The organism is Pseudomonas sp. NY15356 (assembly GCF_048068175.1).
Taxonomy (GTDB): Bacteria; Pseudomonadota; Gammaproteobacteria; order Pseudomonadales; family Pseudomonadaceae; genus Aquipseudomonas; species Aquipseudomonas putida_K.
This window is the reverse complement of sequence record NZ_JBLUPW010000010.1, coordinates 71,240-87,021: the sequence shown is the minus strand read 5'-3', so window position 1 is coordinate 87,021 and position 15,782 is coordinate 71,240. Positions and strand designations below refer to the sequence as shown.

20 protein-coding genes and 1 pseudogene are annotated in these 15,782 nt (G+C 63.7%); 9 read left to right on the top strand and 12 right to left on the bottom strand.

All coding sequences use genetic code 11. The features are described 5' to 3' along the window. Positions 1-3: 3 nt before the first annotated feature. From ACNFCI_RS10715 to ACNFCI_RS10690, 6 genes are all read right to left on the bottom strand, one after another. On the bottom strand, positions 4-975 hold the full coding sequence (locus ACNFCI_RS10715) for a heme utilization protein (protein ID WP_084858027.1): 972 nt from the start codon (positions 973-975) through the stop codon (positions 4-6). A 54-nt stretch (positions 976-1,029) separates the two neighbouring features. After that, positions 1,030-1,608, bottom strand: a complete 579-nt coding sequence (locus ACNFCI_RS10710) for an adhesin (protein WP_416767981.1) — start codon at positions 1,606-1,608, stop codon at positions 1,030-1,032. Position 1,609: 1 nt separating this feature from the next. Continuing rightward, positions 1,610-2,059 (bottom strand): hypothetical protein, encoded by a 450-nt coding sequence (locus ACNFCI_RS10705; protein ID WP_084858025.1) that lies wholly within the window; start codon positions 2,057-2,059, stop codon positions 1,610-1,612. Positions 2,060-2,353: 294 nt separating this feature from the next. Then, positions 2,354-2,905 (bottom strand): AAA family ATPase, encoded by a 552-nt coding sequence (locus tag ACNFCI_RS10700; protein ID WP_368828895.1) that lies wholly within the window; start codon positions 2,903-2,905, stop codon positions 2,354-2,356. Then, entirely contained in the window at positions 2,902-3,468 is a 567-nt protein-coding gene (gene pnuC, locus ACNFCI_RS10695) for a nicotinamide riboside transporter PnuC (RefSeq protein ID WP_368828896.1), read from the bottom strand. The genes ACNFCI_RS10700 and pnuC overlap by 4 nt, the downstream gene beginning before the upstream one ends. A 169-nt stretch (positions 3,469-3,637) precedes the next feature. Beyond that, positions 3,638-5,272: a methyl-accepting chemotaxis protein gene (locus ACNFCI_RS10690; protein WP_368828897.1), complete on the bottom strand. Its 1,635-nt coding sequence runs from the start codon at positions 5,270-5,272 to the stop codon at positions 3,638-3,640. A 288-nt stretch (positions 5,273-5,560) separates the two neighbouring features. Between ACNFCI_RS10690 and ACNFCI_RS10685 the strand changes: the two genes are divergently transcribed. After that, entirely contained in the window at positions 5,561-6,391 is an 831-nt protein-coding gene (locus tag ACNFCI_RS10685; protein ID WP_084858021.1) for an undecaprenyl-diphosphate phosphatase, read from the top strand. A 1-nt stretch (position 6,392) separates the two neighbouring features. Further along, positions 6,393-6,836: a DUF1294 domain-containing protein gene (locus ACNFCI_RS10680; protein ID WP_084858020.1), complete on the top strand. Its 444-nt coding sequence runs from the start codon at positions 6,393-6,395 to the stop codon at positions 6,834-6,836. A gap of 129 nt (positions 6,837-6,965) precedes the next feature. Here ACNFCI_RS10680 and ACNFCI_RS10675 read toward each other — a convergent pair whose 3' ends face one another. Then, positions 6,966-7,868, bottom strand: a complete 903-nt coding sequence (locus ACNFCI_RS10675) for a LysR substrate-binding domain-containing protein (RefSeq protein WP_084858019.1) — start codon at positions 7,866-7,868, stop codon at positions 6,966-6,968. Positions 7,869-8,001: 133 nt separating this feature from the next. Here ACNFCI_RS10675 and ACNFCI_RS10670 point away from each other — a divergent pair, with 133 nt between their 5' ends. After that, positions 8,002-8,613 carry an FMN-dependent NADH-azoreductase gene (locus ACNFCI_RS10670; RefSeq protein ID WP_084858018.1) on the top strand — a complete coding sequence of 204 codons (612 nt, stop codon included), beginning with the start codon at positions 8,002-8,004 and terminating at the stop codon, positions 8,611-8,613. Between the two features lie 55 nt (positions 8,614-8,668). On the opposite strand, the gene ACNFCI_RS10665 is transcribed toward ACNFCI_RS10670, so the two are convergent. The 4 genes and pseudogenes from ACNFCI_RS10665 to ACNFCI_RS10650 form a co-directional block, all read right to left on the bottom strand. Further along, complete coding sequence (locus tag ACNFCI_RS10665; protein ID WP_084858017.1) at positions 8,669-9,847, bottom strand: MFS transporter; 1,179 nt, start codon at positions 9,845-9,847, stop codon at positions 8,669-8,671. Between the two features lie 113 nt (positions 9,848-9,960). Beyond that, complete coding sequence (locus ACNFCI_RS10660; RefSeq protein WP_324811917.1) at positions 9,961-11,547, bottom strand: ABC-F family ATPase; 1,587 nt, start codon at positions 11,545-11,547, stop codon at positions 9,961-9,963. Between the two features lie 20 nt (positions 11,548-11,567). Beyond that, a pseudogene (locus ACNFCI_RS10655) lies at positions 11,568-11,757 on the bottom strand (site-specific integrase); the annotation flags it as partial. 91 nt (positions 11,758-11,848) lie between these two features. Beyond that, positions 11,849-12,106, bottom strand: a complete 258-nt coding sequence (locus ACNFCI_RS10650) for a hypothetical protein (RefSeq protein WP_084857913.1) — start codon at positions 12,104-12,106, stop codon at positions 11,849-11,851. A 231-nt stretch (positions 12,107-12,337) separates the two neighbouring features. On the opposite strand from ACNFCI_RS10650, the gene ACNFCI_RS10645 reads away from it, so the two are divergent. The 6 genes from ACNFCI_RS10645 (at position 12,338) to ACNFCI_RS10620 (ending at position 15,287) form a co-directional block, all read left to right on the top strand. After that, positions 12,338-12,832, top strand: a complete 495-nt coding sequence (locus ACNFCI_RS10645; RefSeq protein ID WP_368828899.1) for a hypothetical protein — start codon at positions 12,338-12,340, stop codon at positions 12,830-12,832. Between the two features lie 115 nt (positions 12,833-12,947). Then, positions 12,948-13,244 (top strand): hypothetical protein, encoded by a 297-nt coding sequence (locus tag ACNFCI_RS10640; protein ID WP_084857914.1) that lies wholly within the window; start codon positions 12,948-12,950, stop codon positions 13,242-13,244. Positions 13,245-13,381: 137 nt separating this feature from the next. Next, entirely contained in the window at positions 13,382-13,897 is a 516-nt protein-coding gene (locus ACNFCI_RS10635) for an anti-virulence regulator CigR family protein (RefSeq protein WP_368828900.1), read from the top strand. A 128-nt stretch (positions 13,898-14,025) separates the two neighbouring features. Then, positions 14,026-14,238 (top strand): hypothetical protein, encoded by a 213-nt coding sequence (locus tag ACNFCI_RS10630; RefSeq protein WP_368828901.1) that lies wholly within the window; start codon positions 14,026-14,028, stop codon positions 14,236-14,238. A 129-nt stretch (positions 14,239-14,367) separates the two neighbouring features. Next, on the top strand, positions 14,368-14,694 hold the full coding sequence (locus tag ACNFCI_RS10625) for a hypothetical protein (RefSeq protein WP_084857721.1): 327 nt from the start codon (positions 14,368-14,370) through the stop codon (positions 14,692-14,694). A gap of 92 nt (positions 14,695-14,786) precedes the next feature. Next, positions 14,787-15,287, top strand: coding sequence for a methylated-DNA--[protein]-cysteine S-methyltransferase (locus ACNFCI_RS10620; protein ID WP_324811910.1), 501 nt, complete (start codon positions 14,787-14,789; stop codon positions 15,285-15,287). 11 nt (positions 15,288-15,298) lie between these two features. Here the strand turns inward: ACNFCI_RS10620 and ACNFCI_RS10615 are convergent, their stop codons facing one another. Then, positions 15,299-15,541 (bottom strand): hypothetical protein, encoded by a 243-nt coding sequence (locus ACNFCI_RS10615; RefSeq protein WP_084857725.1) that lies wholly within the window; start codon positions 15,539-15,541, stop codon positions 15,299-15,301. Between the last annotated feature and the right edge of the window lie 241 nt (positions 15,542-15,782).

The following is a 15,782-nucleotide window of genomic DNA, read 5'->3' as shown; positions in this document are numbered from 1 at the left end:
GTGTTACAGGCCGGTGCAGGCTTTGCAACCTGCGGCGATGGACAGCGAGTTGCTCTGCTGGTTGCCCGAACCTGCCGAGACGTTGGCGCCCACGTTGCCCGACACGCCGTTGAGCGAGTTGCTCATGGTGGCGGTGTTGGTCACAGGGTTTTTCCAGCCGTTGGGGGTCAGCACCTGGTAGGTGGCGACACCGGCCAGGCCGAAGGTGCCTTCTTCGTGGAACTTCAGAGGGTCCTTGTCGGTTTTGCCCTTGTCATGGCCATGGCCGTGGCCCCAGCCTTTTTCGTCTTCAACATAGCCCCAGCCGTCACCCTTGTACTGGCCATAGGCTTTGAAGCTGGCCTGCAGGGTTTCCTTGTCCATCTTGCGGTCAGCGTTGTTTTCGACGTTCAAGCCCGTAGTGGCCTGGGTGGCGGTGGAGGCGGCCATCGCTACACGGCCACCGGACACGGCGATCGCCAGGTTGTTTTTCTGCTGGTTGAAGTCGCCGGCGGTGACGTTCACGCCGATATTGCCCGAGCTGCCATTGGCCGAGTCGACCAGGTTGGCGGTGTTGCTGGTGGAGAAGTTCTTGACGTTGTTGCCGGCGTTGACCTGGGTGGCGGTGGAGATAGCCATGGCGCTGCCGAAGATGAAACGCTCATCGGCAGTGGCGATGGCGGCCACGTTGTCCTGCTGGTTGCCGTCACCGGCAGCCACGTTGGCGCCCAGGTTGCCGTTGGAGCGGTTGGCGGAGTCTTCCATCGCCGCGTCGTTCTCGGTCGCCTCGTTACGCACGGTGTTGCCGGTGTTGACCTGGGTATCGGTCACCGTGGCGGCCGCTCCCGCGCTGACCAACAGCTGCAGAAGGACATTGTCATGGTTGTTGTGATGGCCATGGTGGCCGTTGTTATGCCGGTTATCAGCTTGTGCAGCAACTGCCATGACCGCTGCGAGGGCGAATACCAGAGGCTTGAGTGCCATTTTAGGTTTCATGGTGTTTCTCCACTTGTTTCTCGTTGTTAAGTGTTGTGTTGAAGCCACTTTGGGTCAGTCAGCGACCCGTACGCTCAGGGTGTTGCCCATTCGGTTGCCCACCCCGGCGCTCTGATTCAACTGGATCACGCCACGGCTGCCGGTGAAGGCCTGGTCACTGGTAGTGACCTGGCGACTGCCGGGAGTGCGATCCGTTGCCTCGGAGCCATTGGCCAGCGAGACGTTCTGCTGGCTGAGAATGCTGTCGTCGATGCTTTGCGGGACGGCACTGATGCCGATCCGTACTGCGTTGGCCTGCTGCGTGGCGGCGCCGGCGGACTGGTTGATACCGAGCAGGCCGTTGCCGTTGCTGAAGGCGTTGCCGTGGATGCTGGCGCGGCTGTCCCGGGCCGGGTCGGCAAGAAAGTCAGTGCGCTGGCGAACCTCGGTGGTGGCCTTGGCATGGGTGCCGATAGCCATGGCCCGGACGTTGGCCTGCTGCTGGGCATCGCCCGCCGCCTGGTTGATGCCGAGGTTGCCCTGGTAGGTGCGGCCGCTGGCACCAAGGGTGGCGTTGTCCACCACTGGCGAGCCGGCCAGCGCCAGGCTGGGGCCCAGCGCCAGGCACAGCAGGGAGAGCTTGAGTGCGCGCATGTCATTGGCCCCGGGTGAGGATCTGCAGCGGCGCCAGGCCGCGCTGGACGTTCTGGTTGACCGTGTTGGAGATGGTGTTGCCACCGCCGGCCCCGGCACCCGATCCGCCGGCCATGCCAGGTAGCCGGGACTGGACGGTGTCCAGGCCGCGCAAGCTGCCCGAGTGGTCGGTGGCGAGCAGGCGATTGACTGTCGAGCCGCTGGCGATGCGCGCGAAGTCACCGTCGGTCAATTCGTTGGTCTGGGCTTTCACCCGGGCCGATTCGTTGGTGTTGACGGTAGTGGGGTAGGGGTCGGGGGTACCGGTCTTCCGAGCGGCTTGGCGAGCCTGGACATCACGGGTCAGAACGATGATCCCGTTGCCCTCGGCGCTGGCGGGAAGGGGGAAGGCCGCGGCGGTCAGGCAACCCAGGACGAGCAGTGCAGGCAGTGTCTTGTTCTTGGTCCCCACGGCGATGCTCCCTTCTCTGTGCGCTGGCCCTTGAGCGTTGACAGAGGTAGAGCGAAAGTCGTGCCGCTTTTATTTTTTATAGTTAAATCAAGTTGTTGGGTGTTTCATGGGGCCGTTCGGTGTTTTTCTGTTTCACGGCTGATACAGAAAAACCGTCCATCGCCCTACAGGCCTTGAAAACCCACGCGGCCCGGGATGACGGCAGTAGCTGTATCACGTTTGAAACAGTTTCCCCAGGTCTGTGGCGAAGCCCCCAACAATGGGGGGCCTAGCTGACTGTACAGTTACAAAAAATTAACACTCGGTGGCGCAGGCTGGCGCCTGACCGTCAAGCAGACGCGCCACCGCTGCCAGGGCCTGGGCCTGGCGGGTGGGCCAGTCGCCTTCGAGTACTTGAAAGGGTTTCTGGTGAGTGTGCAGCCAGTGCAGGCTATCCTCGAAGAACCTTTGCCGCTCTTCCAGGCGGGGTTGGCAGCGCTGGCCGTCGCCGACCCAATCGACACCTTGCGGGCTGAGCAGCAGGTGCAGGTCATAGTGGCGTTCGAGCAGGGCCTGCTCGAGCCAGGCGGGGCAGTCTGCGAACAGTACCCGGCTCCAAAGGATGTTGCTGAGCAGGTGGGTGTCGAGGATCAACAGGTCGGGCGCCTGCCGGCGGCTCTGGTCCTCCCAGGCAAGCTGGCCGCGGGCGATGGCGGGAATATCGGCATAGCAGGTGTCGCGCTGTTCCCGCTCGATGAAATGGCGGACGTATTCACCGACCACCACACCGCCGAAATGCGCCTGGATTTCGCCACTCAGCCAGCTCTTGCCGCTGGACTCCGGCCCGCATAGCACCAGGACCTTCATGCGGGGGCCAATGCCGGGTCGCGGCGCCATTGCACCCAGCCGTGCACGGCGATCAAGGTGAACAGTGCGTAGAGCGCTGCGGTGAGGTAGAGGCCCTTGTAGAGGAACAGCCCCACGAAGACCACATCCAGTACCATCCACAGCGCCCAGCATTGCACACGCTTCTGCGCCATCCACACCTGCGCCACCAGGCTGAAGCCGGTCAGGGCCGCATCGAGCCAGGGCTGTGCCGCGTCGGTCCAGTGCGCCATGGCAGCGCCCAGACCCAGGCTCGCCAGCAAGCCTACGCCCAGGCCGGTGAACACCTGCCCTGCCCCCAGGCTGGAAACCTGGCGTGCGTCTTCCACACGGTCAGGCCGGGTCCATTGCCACCAGCCGTACAGTTGCAGCACGGCGTAGACCAGTTGCAGGAGCATGTCGGAATACAGCTTCACTTCATAGAAGATCCAGCTATAGAGCAGCACCATCACCAGGCCGATCGGCCAGCACCACGGGTTTTGCTTGACTGTGAGCCACACGGCGATGACGCCGAGCACGGCGGCGAAGAGTTCGAGGCCGGACATCGGCGATCCTTGGGCAGGGGTAGAGGGCGCGATTGTAGCCTGTAGGGCGGGGAAGCTGTAGGGGCGCGCCGCGATGGCGTCAGGCTGGGCAGCGGCAGTGCCTGGGCTGATGCCATCGCGGGGCAAGCCCGCTCCTACAGGGGGCGCGTGGGTTTGACGAAGGGCAGTATCAAACTCGGAACTGGCGCAGCAACTGTTCAAGCTCCTCGCTCAACCGCGCCAAGGCTGCGCCGGCATCACTGGATTGGCGCGCCGCGTCGGCGGTTTGTTGGGACAGCCCGGCGGTATCCAGCACATTGCGGTTGATTTCTTCCACCACGTGGGCCTGCTGCAGCGTAGCGCTGGCGATCGAGGCGTTGAGGGCGGTGAGGTTGTGCAGCGCCTGGCTGATGGCATCCAGGCTGGTGCCCGCCTCACGGGCCTGCTCGACGGTCTGGCGCGAGGCTTCGCTGCTGGTGCCGATCGCCCTGACAGCCGCTTCCGACTGGCCTTGCAGGTGCTCGATCATGGTCTGGATCTCGGCGGTCGACTGGGCGGTGCGCTGGGCCAGCAGCCGGACCTCGTCGGCAACCACGGCAAACCCCCGGCCCTGCTCGCCGGCGCGGGCCGCCTCGATGGCGGCGTTGAGCGCGAGCAAATTGGTCTGCTCGGCAATCGAGCGGATCACTTCCAGTACACCGCCGATCCGCGTGCTGTGCCCGGCCAGCTCGCCGATCACCTGCACGGCCTGGTCAATGGTGCTGGAGAGTCGGTCGATCTGCTGCAGGCTGCCATGGATCGCCTGTTGGCCATGGTCCACCTGGCGCTGCGCCGCCTGCATCTCGCTGGCGGCCTGCTCGGCGGTCTTGGCCACGTCCTGCACGGCATAGGTGACTTCATTGACCGCCGTGGCCACCTGGTCCATCTGCAGCGATTGCTGGGCACTGTGCGCCTGGGCCTGGCCTGCGTTGTCGCCCACGTGTTCGGCCGATTGGGCCAGGGCATGGGCGGCGCCCTGCAGTTGGCCGACCACATTTTGCAGCTTGCCGTTGAAGCGGTTGAAATGCTCACCGAGGCGGGTGACCTCGTCGCGCCCATGGGTATCCAGGCGACGGGTGAGATCGCTTTCGCCGCTGGCAATATTCCCCATGGCCTGCACCGCCTCCTGCAACGGGCGGGCGATGCTGCGGGCGATCAGCATGACCAACAGCGCCATCAACACGGCGATGCCCAGGCCCGCCAGGGAGGCGTCCCGTACTTGGCGGGCGAACTCGGCCTGCACGTCATCGACATACACGCCCGACCCGATGATCCAGCCCCAGGGTTTGAACAGCTGGATATATGACGTCTTGGCCACCGGCTCACTGGCACCGGGCTTGGGCCAGCGGTAGTCCACCGGGCCTGCGCCCTGGCTGCGTGCCAGGCTGGCCATCTCGTTGAACACGGCGAAACCGTCGGGGTCACGGATGCCGGAAAGGTCCTGGCCGTCGAGCTTGGGGTTGGTCGGGTGCATGACCATCCTGGGCGCCAGGTCATTGATCCAGAAATAGTCGTCCTTGTCGTAGCGCAGGCTGCGCACGGCCTGCAGGGCCTGCTGCTGGGCCGCTTCGCGGGTGAGCGTGCCGGCAGCCTCCAGCCCCTGGTAGTAGGCCAGCACGCCGGCGGCAGTCTGCACCACGTGCCGGGTCTTCTCGGCCTTGGCCTGGTACAGGTCGCCATGCAGCTGGCGCAGCATCAGCAGGGCGAAGGCCACCAGCATGCCCACCGCGACCAGCAGGATCAGCGACAGGCGCCGGCTGATCGACATCGACCTTAAGGTCTTCATCAAAGGTACTCCCGTTGTTCTTGTTATCAGGTGTATCCAAGCATGCCGGGGCCGGTGCGGCACACTCGACCAAGGGCTAGGCCAGGTGTTTGCTGTCGCATGCCGCGCGAGCCATCGACAGGCTGCTCTGATAGGATCTCGGCCGCGCAAGATGAAACCTTTAGGTATCTAGGCCTTTTCCGCTGGCATCGGCTCCGTAGGGGCTGTAAAACGGCCGGGCCTTCGCGGCAACCAAATGCAAATCAAGAACAAGGGGCCTGCACGCAGCAGCGCCTCATCGGGGGAACAATGGATTTTTGGAGTGCCTTTCAGGCAATCATCTTAGGGATCGTCGAAGGTTTGACGGAGTTTCTGCCCATCTCCAGCACCGGGCACCAGATCATCGTCGCCGACCTGATCGACTTCGGTGGCGAGCGGGCCATGGCCTTCAACATCATCATTCAGCTCGGCGCGATCCTCGCCGTGGTCTGGGAGTTCCGGCGCAAGATCTTCGACGTGGTGCTGGGGCTGTCCAGCCAGCCGACGGCGCGTCGCTTCACGGCCAACCTGCTGATCGCGTTCTTTCCGGCGGTGATCCTGGGCGTGCTGTTCGCCGATCTGATCCACGAATACCTGTTCAACCCGGTCACCGTGGCGGCGGCGCTGGTGGTGGGCGGGGTGATCATGCTGTGGGCCGAGCGTCGCGACCACCGCATCGAGGTCGATCACGTCGATGACATGCGCTGGAGCCATGCCCTGAAGATCGGCTTCGTGCAGTGCCTGGCAATGATCCCCGGCACCTCGCGCTCCGGCTCGACCATCATCGGTGGCCTGCTGTTCGGCCTGTCGCGCAAGGCAGCGACCGAATTTTCGTTCTTCCTGGCCATGCCGACCATGGTGGGGGCGGCGGTGTACTCGGGCTACAAGTACCGCGACCTGTTCCAGCCGGGCGACCTGCCAGTGTTCGCCATCGGGTTCGTGGTCTCGTTCATCTTCGCCATGATCGCCGTGCGCGGCCTGCTCAAGTTCATCGCCAACCACAGCTATGCAGCCTTTGCCTGGTACCGCATCGTCTTCGGCCTGCTGATCCTGGCGACCTGGCAGTTCGGCTGGGTCAACTGGGCCACGGCGCACGGTTGATATGGCACGCACCCAGAGCGCGCCACGCCGTGGCGTCGAACGCACCCAGGATGCCGTTCACAACCTGCGCCTGAAACTGCTGGTGCTCATGGGGCTGTGCCTGCTGCCGCTGGTGGGCGCTGCGCAGATGGCCTGGAGCGAGCAGTCCTGGCTGCCCCTGGCGTTGTACCCGGCGGTGAGCCTGGTCAGCCTGATGCTGTACTGGCAAGACAAGCATCAAGCGCGTACCGGGGCCTGGCGCACACCCGAAAAGGTCCTGCATGCCAGTGAGCTGTGTGGCGGCTGGCCAGGGGCATTGCTCGCCCAGCAGCTGTTCCGGCACAAGACGCGCAAGGTGTCCTACCAAGTGACGTTCTGGGGCATCGTGGCGGTGCACCAGGTGTTCTGGGTCGACCACTTGCTGTTGGGCGGGCGCTGGTTGGGTGGGGTACTAGGCGCCGTCTGAGTGGTAGCAGGGCGGGCCCGATCGTGGGGCTGGTCGGACCCGTACCCTGTGGGAGCGGGCTTGTCCCGCGATCGGCTTCGCTCGGTCTGCCAGTCATTACACGTGCAAGCGCCTGGGTCACTCAGATGCTCACACATAGCGCTCCCCACAGGCCTCGAACGAAGCCGCCAGATGGTCGATCCACACACGCACGGCCGGCAGCAGGCCACGTCGGTGCGGGTATACCGCCTGCAGCCAACCGCCAGGCAGGGACCAGTCCGGCAGCAGGCGCACCAGTTCGCCGCGCGCCAATTCCTCTTCGCAGTACATGCTCGGCAGGGCAGTGAAGCCGAGCCCCGCACCTACGGCAGCCTTTCGCACCACGAAGTCGTCAATGGCCAGGCGCGGTTCCAGGGCGACTTCCTGCTGTTCGCCCCCCGGCCCGATCAGGCGAAAATGCACCAGGCGATCCGCCTCAGTAGCACCCAGCACCGGCAGGCCGGCGAGCTGTGATGGGTGATGCAGGTGGTCGGCAAAGCCCGGTGCCGCCACCAGTTGCATCTGCGCCTGGCGCAGACGGCGGGTGACCAGGGCCGGGTCCTCGTCGCCCAAGTCGCGCACGCGCAAAGCCACGTCGATGCCCTCGGAAATCAGGTCGACCCGCCGGTTGAGCAGCACCATATCCAGTTGTACCAGCGGATACTGCTCCAGAAAGCGGCTGACCACTTGTGGCAGGAAGGCGTGGGCCAAGGCGACGGGGCAGGACACTCGCAAACGCCCCCGCGGCTCGCTGCTCATGCTGGCCACCGCTTCGTCGGCCGCCTCTGCCTCCAGTAGCATGGCCTGGCAATGGTGCAGGTAGCGTTCCCCCACGGCGGTGAGCTTCAGTTGCCGGGTGGTGCGCTGCAGCAGGCGTGTGCCCAGGCGCTCCTCCAGCTCGGCGATGCGCCGGGAAAGCCGTGACTTGGGAATGCCCAACTGGCGGCCAGCGGCGGCGAAACCACCGGCCTCGACCACGCGGGCGAAGTAGAAGAGGTCGTTGAGGTCTTGCATCGGGTTGTTCCATTGTCCTACTGGTAGGACAAACTAACGCATTTTTACGGGCTTATCAGCTATTCGTTGGCCCTATAGGATTCTCTCCATCGTGATCGCCCACCGTCGCGGTCTTCATTAACAGGAGAATCCCATGAAACTGTTGCATATCGATTCGAGCATCCTGGGCGACAATTCCGCCTCCCGCCAGCTGAGCCGCGAAGTCGTCGAAGCCTGGAAAGCCGCCGACCCGAGCATCGAAGTGGTCTACCGTGACCTGGCGGCCGACGCCATCAGCCACTTCTCCGCCGCCACCCTGGTTGCCGCAGGTACCCCGGAAGAGGTGCGCGATGCCGCCCAGGCCCACGAAGCCAAGCTCAGTGCCGAGACCCTGGAAGAATTCCTCGCCGCCGACGCCGTGGTGATCGGTGCGCCGATGTACAACTTCAGCGTGCCGACCCAGCTCAAGGCCTGGATCGACCGCGTCGCCGTCGCCGGCAAGACCTTCCGCTACACCGAGGCTGGCCCGGAAGGCCTGTGCGGTGACAAGAAAGTGATCCTGGTGTCCACCGCCGGTGGCCTGCACCATGGCCAGCCGACCGGAGTGGGCCACGAGGACTTCCTCAAGGTCTTCCTTGGCTTCATCGGTGTCACCGACCTTGAGATCGTCCGCGCCCACGGCTTGGCCTATGGCCCGGAACACCGCAGCCAGGCCATCGACGCCGCCCAGGCACAGATTGCCAACGAGCTGTTCGCTGCCGCCTGATCGCGTTGAATGAAAAACCGGCTGTGGCCCTGGGCTGCAGCCGGTTTTTTCGTTTTCAACGGCCTTGGCCGCGACGGGCCAGCAGCAACACCAGGCCCACGCCGGCCAAGGCAAGCAGGGCCGCCACGGAAAAGATCGAGGTATACCCCAGGCGTACCGCTACCGCGCCCATCACCGGGCCGGCGATGGCCAAGGCCAGGTCGAAGAACACCGCGTAGGCGCCCAGCCCGGCCCCCCGGCTGCTGCTGGGGACCTGCTTGATGGCCTCGACGCCGAGGGCCGGATATACCAGTGACAACCCGAACCCCGTCAGACCTGCGCCCACCAGGGCCACGGCCGGAGAGGGCGCCAGCCACAGCAGGGTCAGCCCCACGACTTCGGTAGCCATGCAGGCCATGGCGACGCTGTAGCCGCCGAAGCGGTTGACGGCATTGACGAACAGCAGCCGCGAGACGATGAAGCACAGGCCGAATGCGCTCAGGCACCAGGCCGCACCGACCCAGCCGCGCTCCAGGTAATAGAGGGTGACGAAGGTGGTCAGGGTGCCGTAGCCGATCGATGCCAGGGTGAGCCCCAGGCCAAAGGGCGCCACCCGGCTGAAGGCCGACCAGAACGGCAACCGTTCGCCGCGCAGCACCACCGCGTCCGGACGCGTGCGCAGCACCAGCAGGGTCATCACGGCCAATACCACCAGGGCGACGCCGAGCACGCTGAAGCCCAACTCGTCCACCAGCAGCACGCCGGCCGGTGCGCCGATGGCGATGGCGCCGTAGGAGGCGATACCGTTCCAGGAAATCACCCGTGCCGTGTGTTCGCTGCCCACCTGGCCGATACCCCAGCTCAAGGTGGCGACACCGATCAAGCCCTGGGCGATGCCAAGGCACAGGCGCCCGGCCAGCAACAGCAGCAGGCTCAGCCAGGGCAGGGCGACCGTCCAGGCCGACAGCAGGGTCAGCCCGCCACAGCCTGCGATGCCGTATAGCCCGTAGCGAATCGCCCGCTTGCCACCCAGGCCATCGGCTACCCGCCCGGCAAAGGGGCGGCTGAGCAACGTGGCGAGGTACTGCAGGCCGATTGTCAACCCCGCGACCACCGCGCCGAAGCCAAGCTGGTCGTGAACATAGCTGGGCAGCACCGCGATCGGCAGGCCGATGCACAGGAAGGCGATGAAGGTATAGAAAACGATCGAGAGGATCTGCGGGGTGATGCCGGAGGCAGGTGGTTGCGCGGTCATGGGGGCGTTCGCGGGTAGGCGGTAGGGCGGGGTCCAATGCCAGTCGGTCAAGCTTTATCGGCTGCACTTGGGGCTGCGTAGCAGCCCCGCGTAGGAGCGGCGAAAGGCAGGGGTTAGACCACTACGCCCTGGCTGCGCAGGTAATCGTCGTAGGTGCCGCTGAAGTCCACCACACCGTCGGGCGTCAGCTCGATGATGCGGGTGGCCAGCGACGACACGAACTCGCGGTCATGGCTGACGAAAACCAGGGTCCCGGGGTAGTTCTCCAGCGCCAGGTTCAGCGCCTCGATCGATTCCATGTCCAGGTGGTTGGTCGGCTCGTCCATGACCAGCACGTTGGGCTTTTGCAGGATCAGCTTGCCGAACAGCATGCGGCCCTGCTCGCCACCGGAGATCACCTTCACCGACTTGAGAATTTCGTCGTTGGAGAACAGCATGCGGCCCAGGGTGCCACGAATCAGCTGCTCGCCCTGGGTCCACTGGCCCATCCAGTCGAACAGGCTCACGTCCTCTTCGAAGTCGTGGGCGTGGTCCTGGGCGTAGTAGCCCACTTCTGCGCTGTCGGTCCACTTCACCGCGCCGGCATCGGGTTTCATCTCACCGACCAGGGTACGCAGCAGGGTGGTCTTGCCGATACCGTTGGGGCCGATGATCGCCACACGCTCGCCGGCTTCGACGGTGAAGCTGAAGTCCTTGAACAGGACCTTGCCCTCGAAGCCCTTGGAAACCTTCTCCACGGTGACCGCCTGGCGATGCAGCTTCTTGGTCTGCTCGAACCGGATGAACGGGCTGACCCGGCTCGACGGCTTGACCTCGGCCAGCTGGATCTTGTCGATCTGCTTGGCGCGCGAGGTAGCCTGCTTGGCCTTGGAGGCGTTGGCCGAGAAGCGGCTGACGAAGGTCTGCAGCTCGGCGATCTGGGCTTTCTTCTTGGCGTTGTCGGCCAGCAGCTGCTCGCGCGCCTGGGTGGCGGCGGTCATGTACTCGTCGTAGTTGCCCGGGAACAGGCGCAGCTCGCCGTAGTCCAGGTCCGCCATGTGGGTGCAGACACTGTTGAGGAAGTGCCGGTCGTGGGAAATGATCACCATGGTGCTGTTACGCGCCGTGAGGATGCTTTCCAGCCAGCGGATGGTGTTGATGTCCAGGTGGTTGGTCGGTTCGTCCAGTAGCAGCACGTCCGGGTCCGAGAACAACGCCTGGGCCAGCAGCACACGCAGCTTCCAGCCTGGCGCCACTTCGCTCATCGGGCCGAAGTGCTGCTCCAGCGGAATGCCCAGGCCCAGCAGCAGTTCACCGGCACGGGACTCGGCGGTATAGCCGTCCATTTCGGCGAACTCAGTCTCGAGCTCGGCGACGGCCATACCATCTTCCTCGGTCATTTCCGGCAGGGAATAGATACGGTCACGCTCGGCCTTGACCTTCCACAGTTGCTCGTGGCCCATGATCACCGTGTCGATGACGGTGAATTCCTCATAGGCGAACTGGTCCTGGCGCAGTTTACCCAGGCGGGTGTTCTGCTCGAGCATCACCTGGCCGGCGGACGGCTCTAGGTCACCGCCGAGGATCTTCATGAAGGTCGACTTGCCGCAGCCGTTGGCGCCGATCAGGCCGTAGCGGTTGCCGTTGTTGAATTTGACCGAGACGTTTTCGAAGAGCGGCTTGGCGCCGAATTGCATGGTGATGTTAGCGGTGGAGATCAAAGCGCTTACCTATCAGTAACTTACGCGGCTGGAGGGTCAGCGATCCTGAGCGTTTCCAGCGCGCTCCAGTCGGAGCTTGAGTTGAGCCAACAGGCGTGCGTCGACAGCAGCATGTGCATGCTGTGACCCAGCTGTTGGGCGATGAATGCGGGGGTTGAGGCCGGACATTGCGCGTATTGTCGCATAGGTGCGACGGCAGTTGTACGGGGGCGCTAAATCCGATGCCAAGGTCCCTGATGAGCGGGGGCGGCATCCAGCACCGCGAGTCGCCACGGTGCTGGGTTCGGGCTGGCGGGCGGTTCTAGCCGCGAAGGTGCTCCAGCCGAGCACGTCCAGCCTCTGTGATCGAATGTTCTCCCTGGTCGCTGATCCGATAACGCCCGGATGCCATTTGCGTTATCGAGAACCTTACCAGGCCACTTTGAGCCAGGGCCTGGCCCACTTCGAAGCTCATTGCGCGCTCCAGGTCGAACACTTTTATCTCGCCGATCTTGAAGCGGTAGAACGCAATCAAAGCCAGATCCAGAGCTTCCTGACTTGTTGCTTGAACACGTTGCATTTGACCTCCCAGGTCGTGAATGGCCGGGTCCGTGGGCTTGCAGGCAAGGCACCAGGCAGTACGTTCGAGGCGCACCGTACTATGGCCTGCCGCGGATCGGTACTGGCTTTGCATCCAAGCTGGATAGACGGACAGGAATCATGGCCAAGGTGCACACACAAACACGTTGACAGGGCATTAGCCAGCGCTACGTCCTGTGGTAGATTCCGCCCATCAACGAGGAGGACAGGCATGAAGCGTTTTGCAGTGTTGGCCCTGGCGATGGCGATGATCTACGGCTGCTCCGACGAAGGCCCGTGGGAAGGCCCCGCAGGCACGAAGATGGGCCTCAAGCGCGAGCAGATCGAGCGGCATGCCATCTTGCAGAAGGTCGGTACCAACAATGTAGGGGCCTTGATCTATACGTCCAAACAGGCGCCGAAGCTCGACGCCCAGGCCGATGGCTACAACTACGTGTTCAGCAAGGATGACGAGCTGTGCCTGGTACAGATGCGCTTCGACCGGTCGAAGCGTGCCAGTGGGGCGCTGCTGGACGAATTGAAGACCAGGTATGGCATGCCGGACCAGGATGACCGGGTCGCCCGAGGTGTGGTCTGGTCGTCCAGTGCGTTCAAGTTGAGCGACGACATTGCCGAGATCAGCAGCGAATTCACCGGACGAGAGCCGCGTGCCGCCTTGGTCAGTTTCTCGTTCGCCAACTTCGACACCTGCAAGGCCACCGAGTGACGCCTCGCCCATGCCGATGATGCCAGGGTAGTCAGTACCCTGGCGGGCCATGGATAATCGTGGCCTTCATCGACAAGGTATTGCAATTGTGGAAACGAAAAGCGTGATGGCTGAGGTGTTCTTCAGCCTACCCCTGCACATCTGGGTATTACCGTTGGCGGCGGTGATCGCCTTCTTTGGCTTGAAGATGGCGGACGCGTCGCTCGAACGGCAAAACATGCTGCGAATGGCCACCTATGGCGCACTGCTGGTGTTGGCGCTGGTGCCCAACGGCGTCTATGCGATCTTCCCGCCAAGCCCTGATCCGGTCGCGCCCGGACAGGCACTGCCCAACTACCAAGGCCTGTTCTACCTCGATGCCTTTTTCGTATTCGCAGGTTGGGCGATCAGTGCAGTGATCCGTAGTCGGTAATGGGCGCTTTCTGAGAACTCGCTCCAACTTTTACAACGGATCTTTTCAAGCTGCAGATAACCAGGCCAAGCCAGGGAACTTTTCCCATGGCCATCGTCTACAGTGCAGGGGATCCACCCTCACGGAAGGAAGCAGTTATGGCCAAGTCTCGCGCTATCGTGATTGCAGTGACTTCGTTTGCTTTGGCTGTCAGCCCATGCCTGAGCTTTGCCGATCCGGGCAACGGGAAGGGGCAAGGCCAAGGGCATGGCAAGAACCAGGCCCAGCACGCCCCGGGCAACAGCCACTCCGGCGGTGGCAACAAGGGGGGCGGCAACCCGGGCGGCGGTCACAAAGGAGGGGGCGGCTACGACAATGATTACCGCGGCGATCATTACCGTGGCCCCTCCATCGACCGTGGCGATGTGTTGGGCATATTGAGCGGCTACCGGAACTACTGGAGTCCTGGACCAGCCCTGCCGCCGGGCATCCAGAAGAACCTGGCACGTGGCAAGCCGCTCCCTCCGGGCATCGCCAAGAAGCTCGACGGCAGGTTGCTCGGCCATCTCCCTCACTACGACGGCTACGAATGGATGCAGGCCGGCGCGGACCTGCTCCTGGTCGCGGTAGCGACCGGCATCATCTACGAGGTGCTCGACGGCGCGTTCCACTAAGCCAAGACGCAGTCTCCAGAGGCGATGGACCTTTTGCAGCTATCGCAGGTCCAGAAGCAGGAAGCCCAGAACAGTGAACCCAAAAGGCTTCCTGCTGCCCTTGTTGTGCAACATTGGAAGACAAGCCAATGCCTGAAAGAGAAAAGCGTTACCGTGCCTACCACCTGTTGAGGGAGCTCGACGCGTTGACCTCCTCGACCATGAACCAGATCGCCTACGGCCGCGTTGGCGGCCCCGAATGGAAAGGGATGTGCCAGGCCCATCGCAAGGCATTCGAAGAGTGGATGACCTTCGCCGAATCGCTACTTGAGCCAGGCTGCGAGAAAAACCCCGATACCTGATTCCCCATAGCTGGGTCACGCCGGCTGTCCGATTATGCCCGCCATTGCGCGCAATGCGGTTGCGTGCCCGTGTGCTTCCGCTATGGTGCCTCTACCAACACATATAAGACTAAAGTCGTAGGAGGCGGCATGAAAATCCGTGGAGACGTGTTCTGGTCATGGGCAGACCCCACCCTTCATCATCGCGGGCACGACGAGACCCTCGATTGTGGTACCTGCATCGACGTGCAGGTGAGGTTGTCCCGTACCGGTGCCACGCAGATGTTCATTGGTGTCTACGCACCCTCGGGCATGGCGTTGCATGAAGAAGCATTCGACTCCCGCCCTGGCGAGTCGATGACCCGGGCACTGGCCTGGGGCGTCGGGCGCGCCAGGAAGGTGGCTGGCGAGCCGGCCCTGCAATCGTGCCGCCGTACTGCCAGGCCCAGCGTCGTGGCGGCTTGCGCGGGTCGTTGAGCGTCGACGGCTGCACGGGCAAGAAAGCGGATGCGCAGAAGGGCTACCGGGCGTAGAGTGCCGGCATCCGTTTTCTCGTTCGAGGCCCATCGATGTCCAGTGCCTTCACCCTCATGCAATCACCTGTAGGCACCTTGACGCTGGTCGCGCGCGGCGACTGCCTGGCGGCGGTGCTGTGGGAGCAGGAGCGGGAGAACCGCGTGCGCCTGGGTGAGCTGCACCGCAGCGACACCCACCCGACCTTGACGGAAACGGCTCGCCAACTGAGTGAGTACTTCGCCGGCCAACGCCAGCGTTTCGAATTGCCATTGGATTTTCTCGGCACCGATTTCCAGCGCCAAGTCTGGGCGGCGCTGCTGACCATTCCCTTCGGTGAAACCCGCACCTACAGCGAAATCGCCCGGCAGATCGGCAAGCCCAGCGCCGTACGGGCAGTAGGGGCCGCCAATGGACGCAACCCGATATCGATCATCGCCCCTTGTCACAGGGTGATCGGTGCTTCGGGCAGCTTGACCGGCTTTGCCGGTGGTCTGCAGGCCAAGCAATACCTGCTCGCCCTCGAGGGCCGCCAGAGCTTGGCGCTCGGTTTTTGACGCCAGGCTTCTCAGCCCAGCCAATACAGCAACAGGCAACCCACCGCCGCCAGCACCGAGCCCACCGCAAGGCTGTATTGGCGGCGTGAGCGCCGGGCGTATCGCTCTACCTTGCGCAGGTATTCCGCCGGCCTCGGGGCATCGGGCCGGTGCCGCAGGCCTTCGGCGATATCCGCCAGGCGGCCCTGGATCAACAGGCCGGTGAGGTAATAGGTGCAGGCGTAGCTGACCAGGGCCGCGAGCAAGTACTTCATTGCCTCAGGCCTCGCAGTTGCGGGGGGAAGGGGTCATGTCGTCCATCCATGGGAATAGAAAGCCCGAGCATACCCCGCGGGAGCGGCGTTGTGTCGCGAATGTTCGAAGCGTACCGCGACCTGCATGGTCAGGGCGGCGTGTGCCATGCTGTCGAGTACCCGCATCATCGTGACGGCACAGGCGAGGGCGGTACGCATGACGCACTTCCATTCCAAGCCTGCCGTCGGCGCTGCAGCAGAG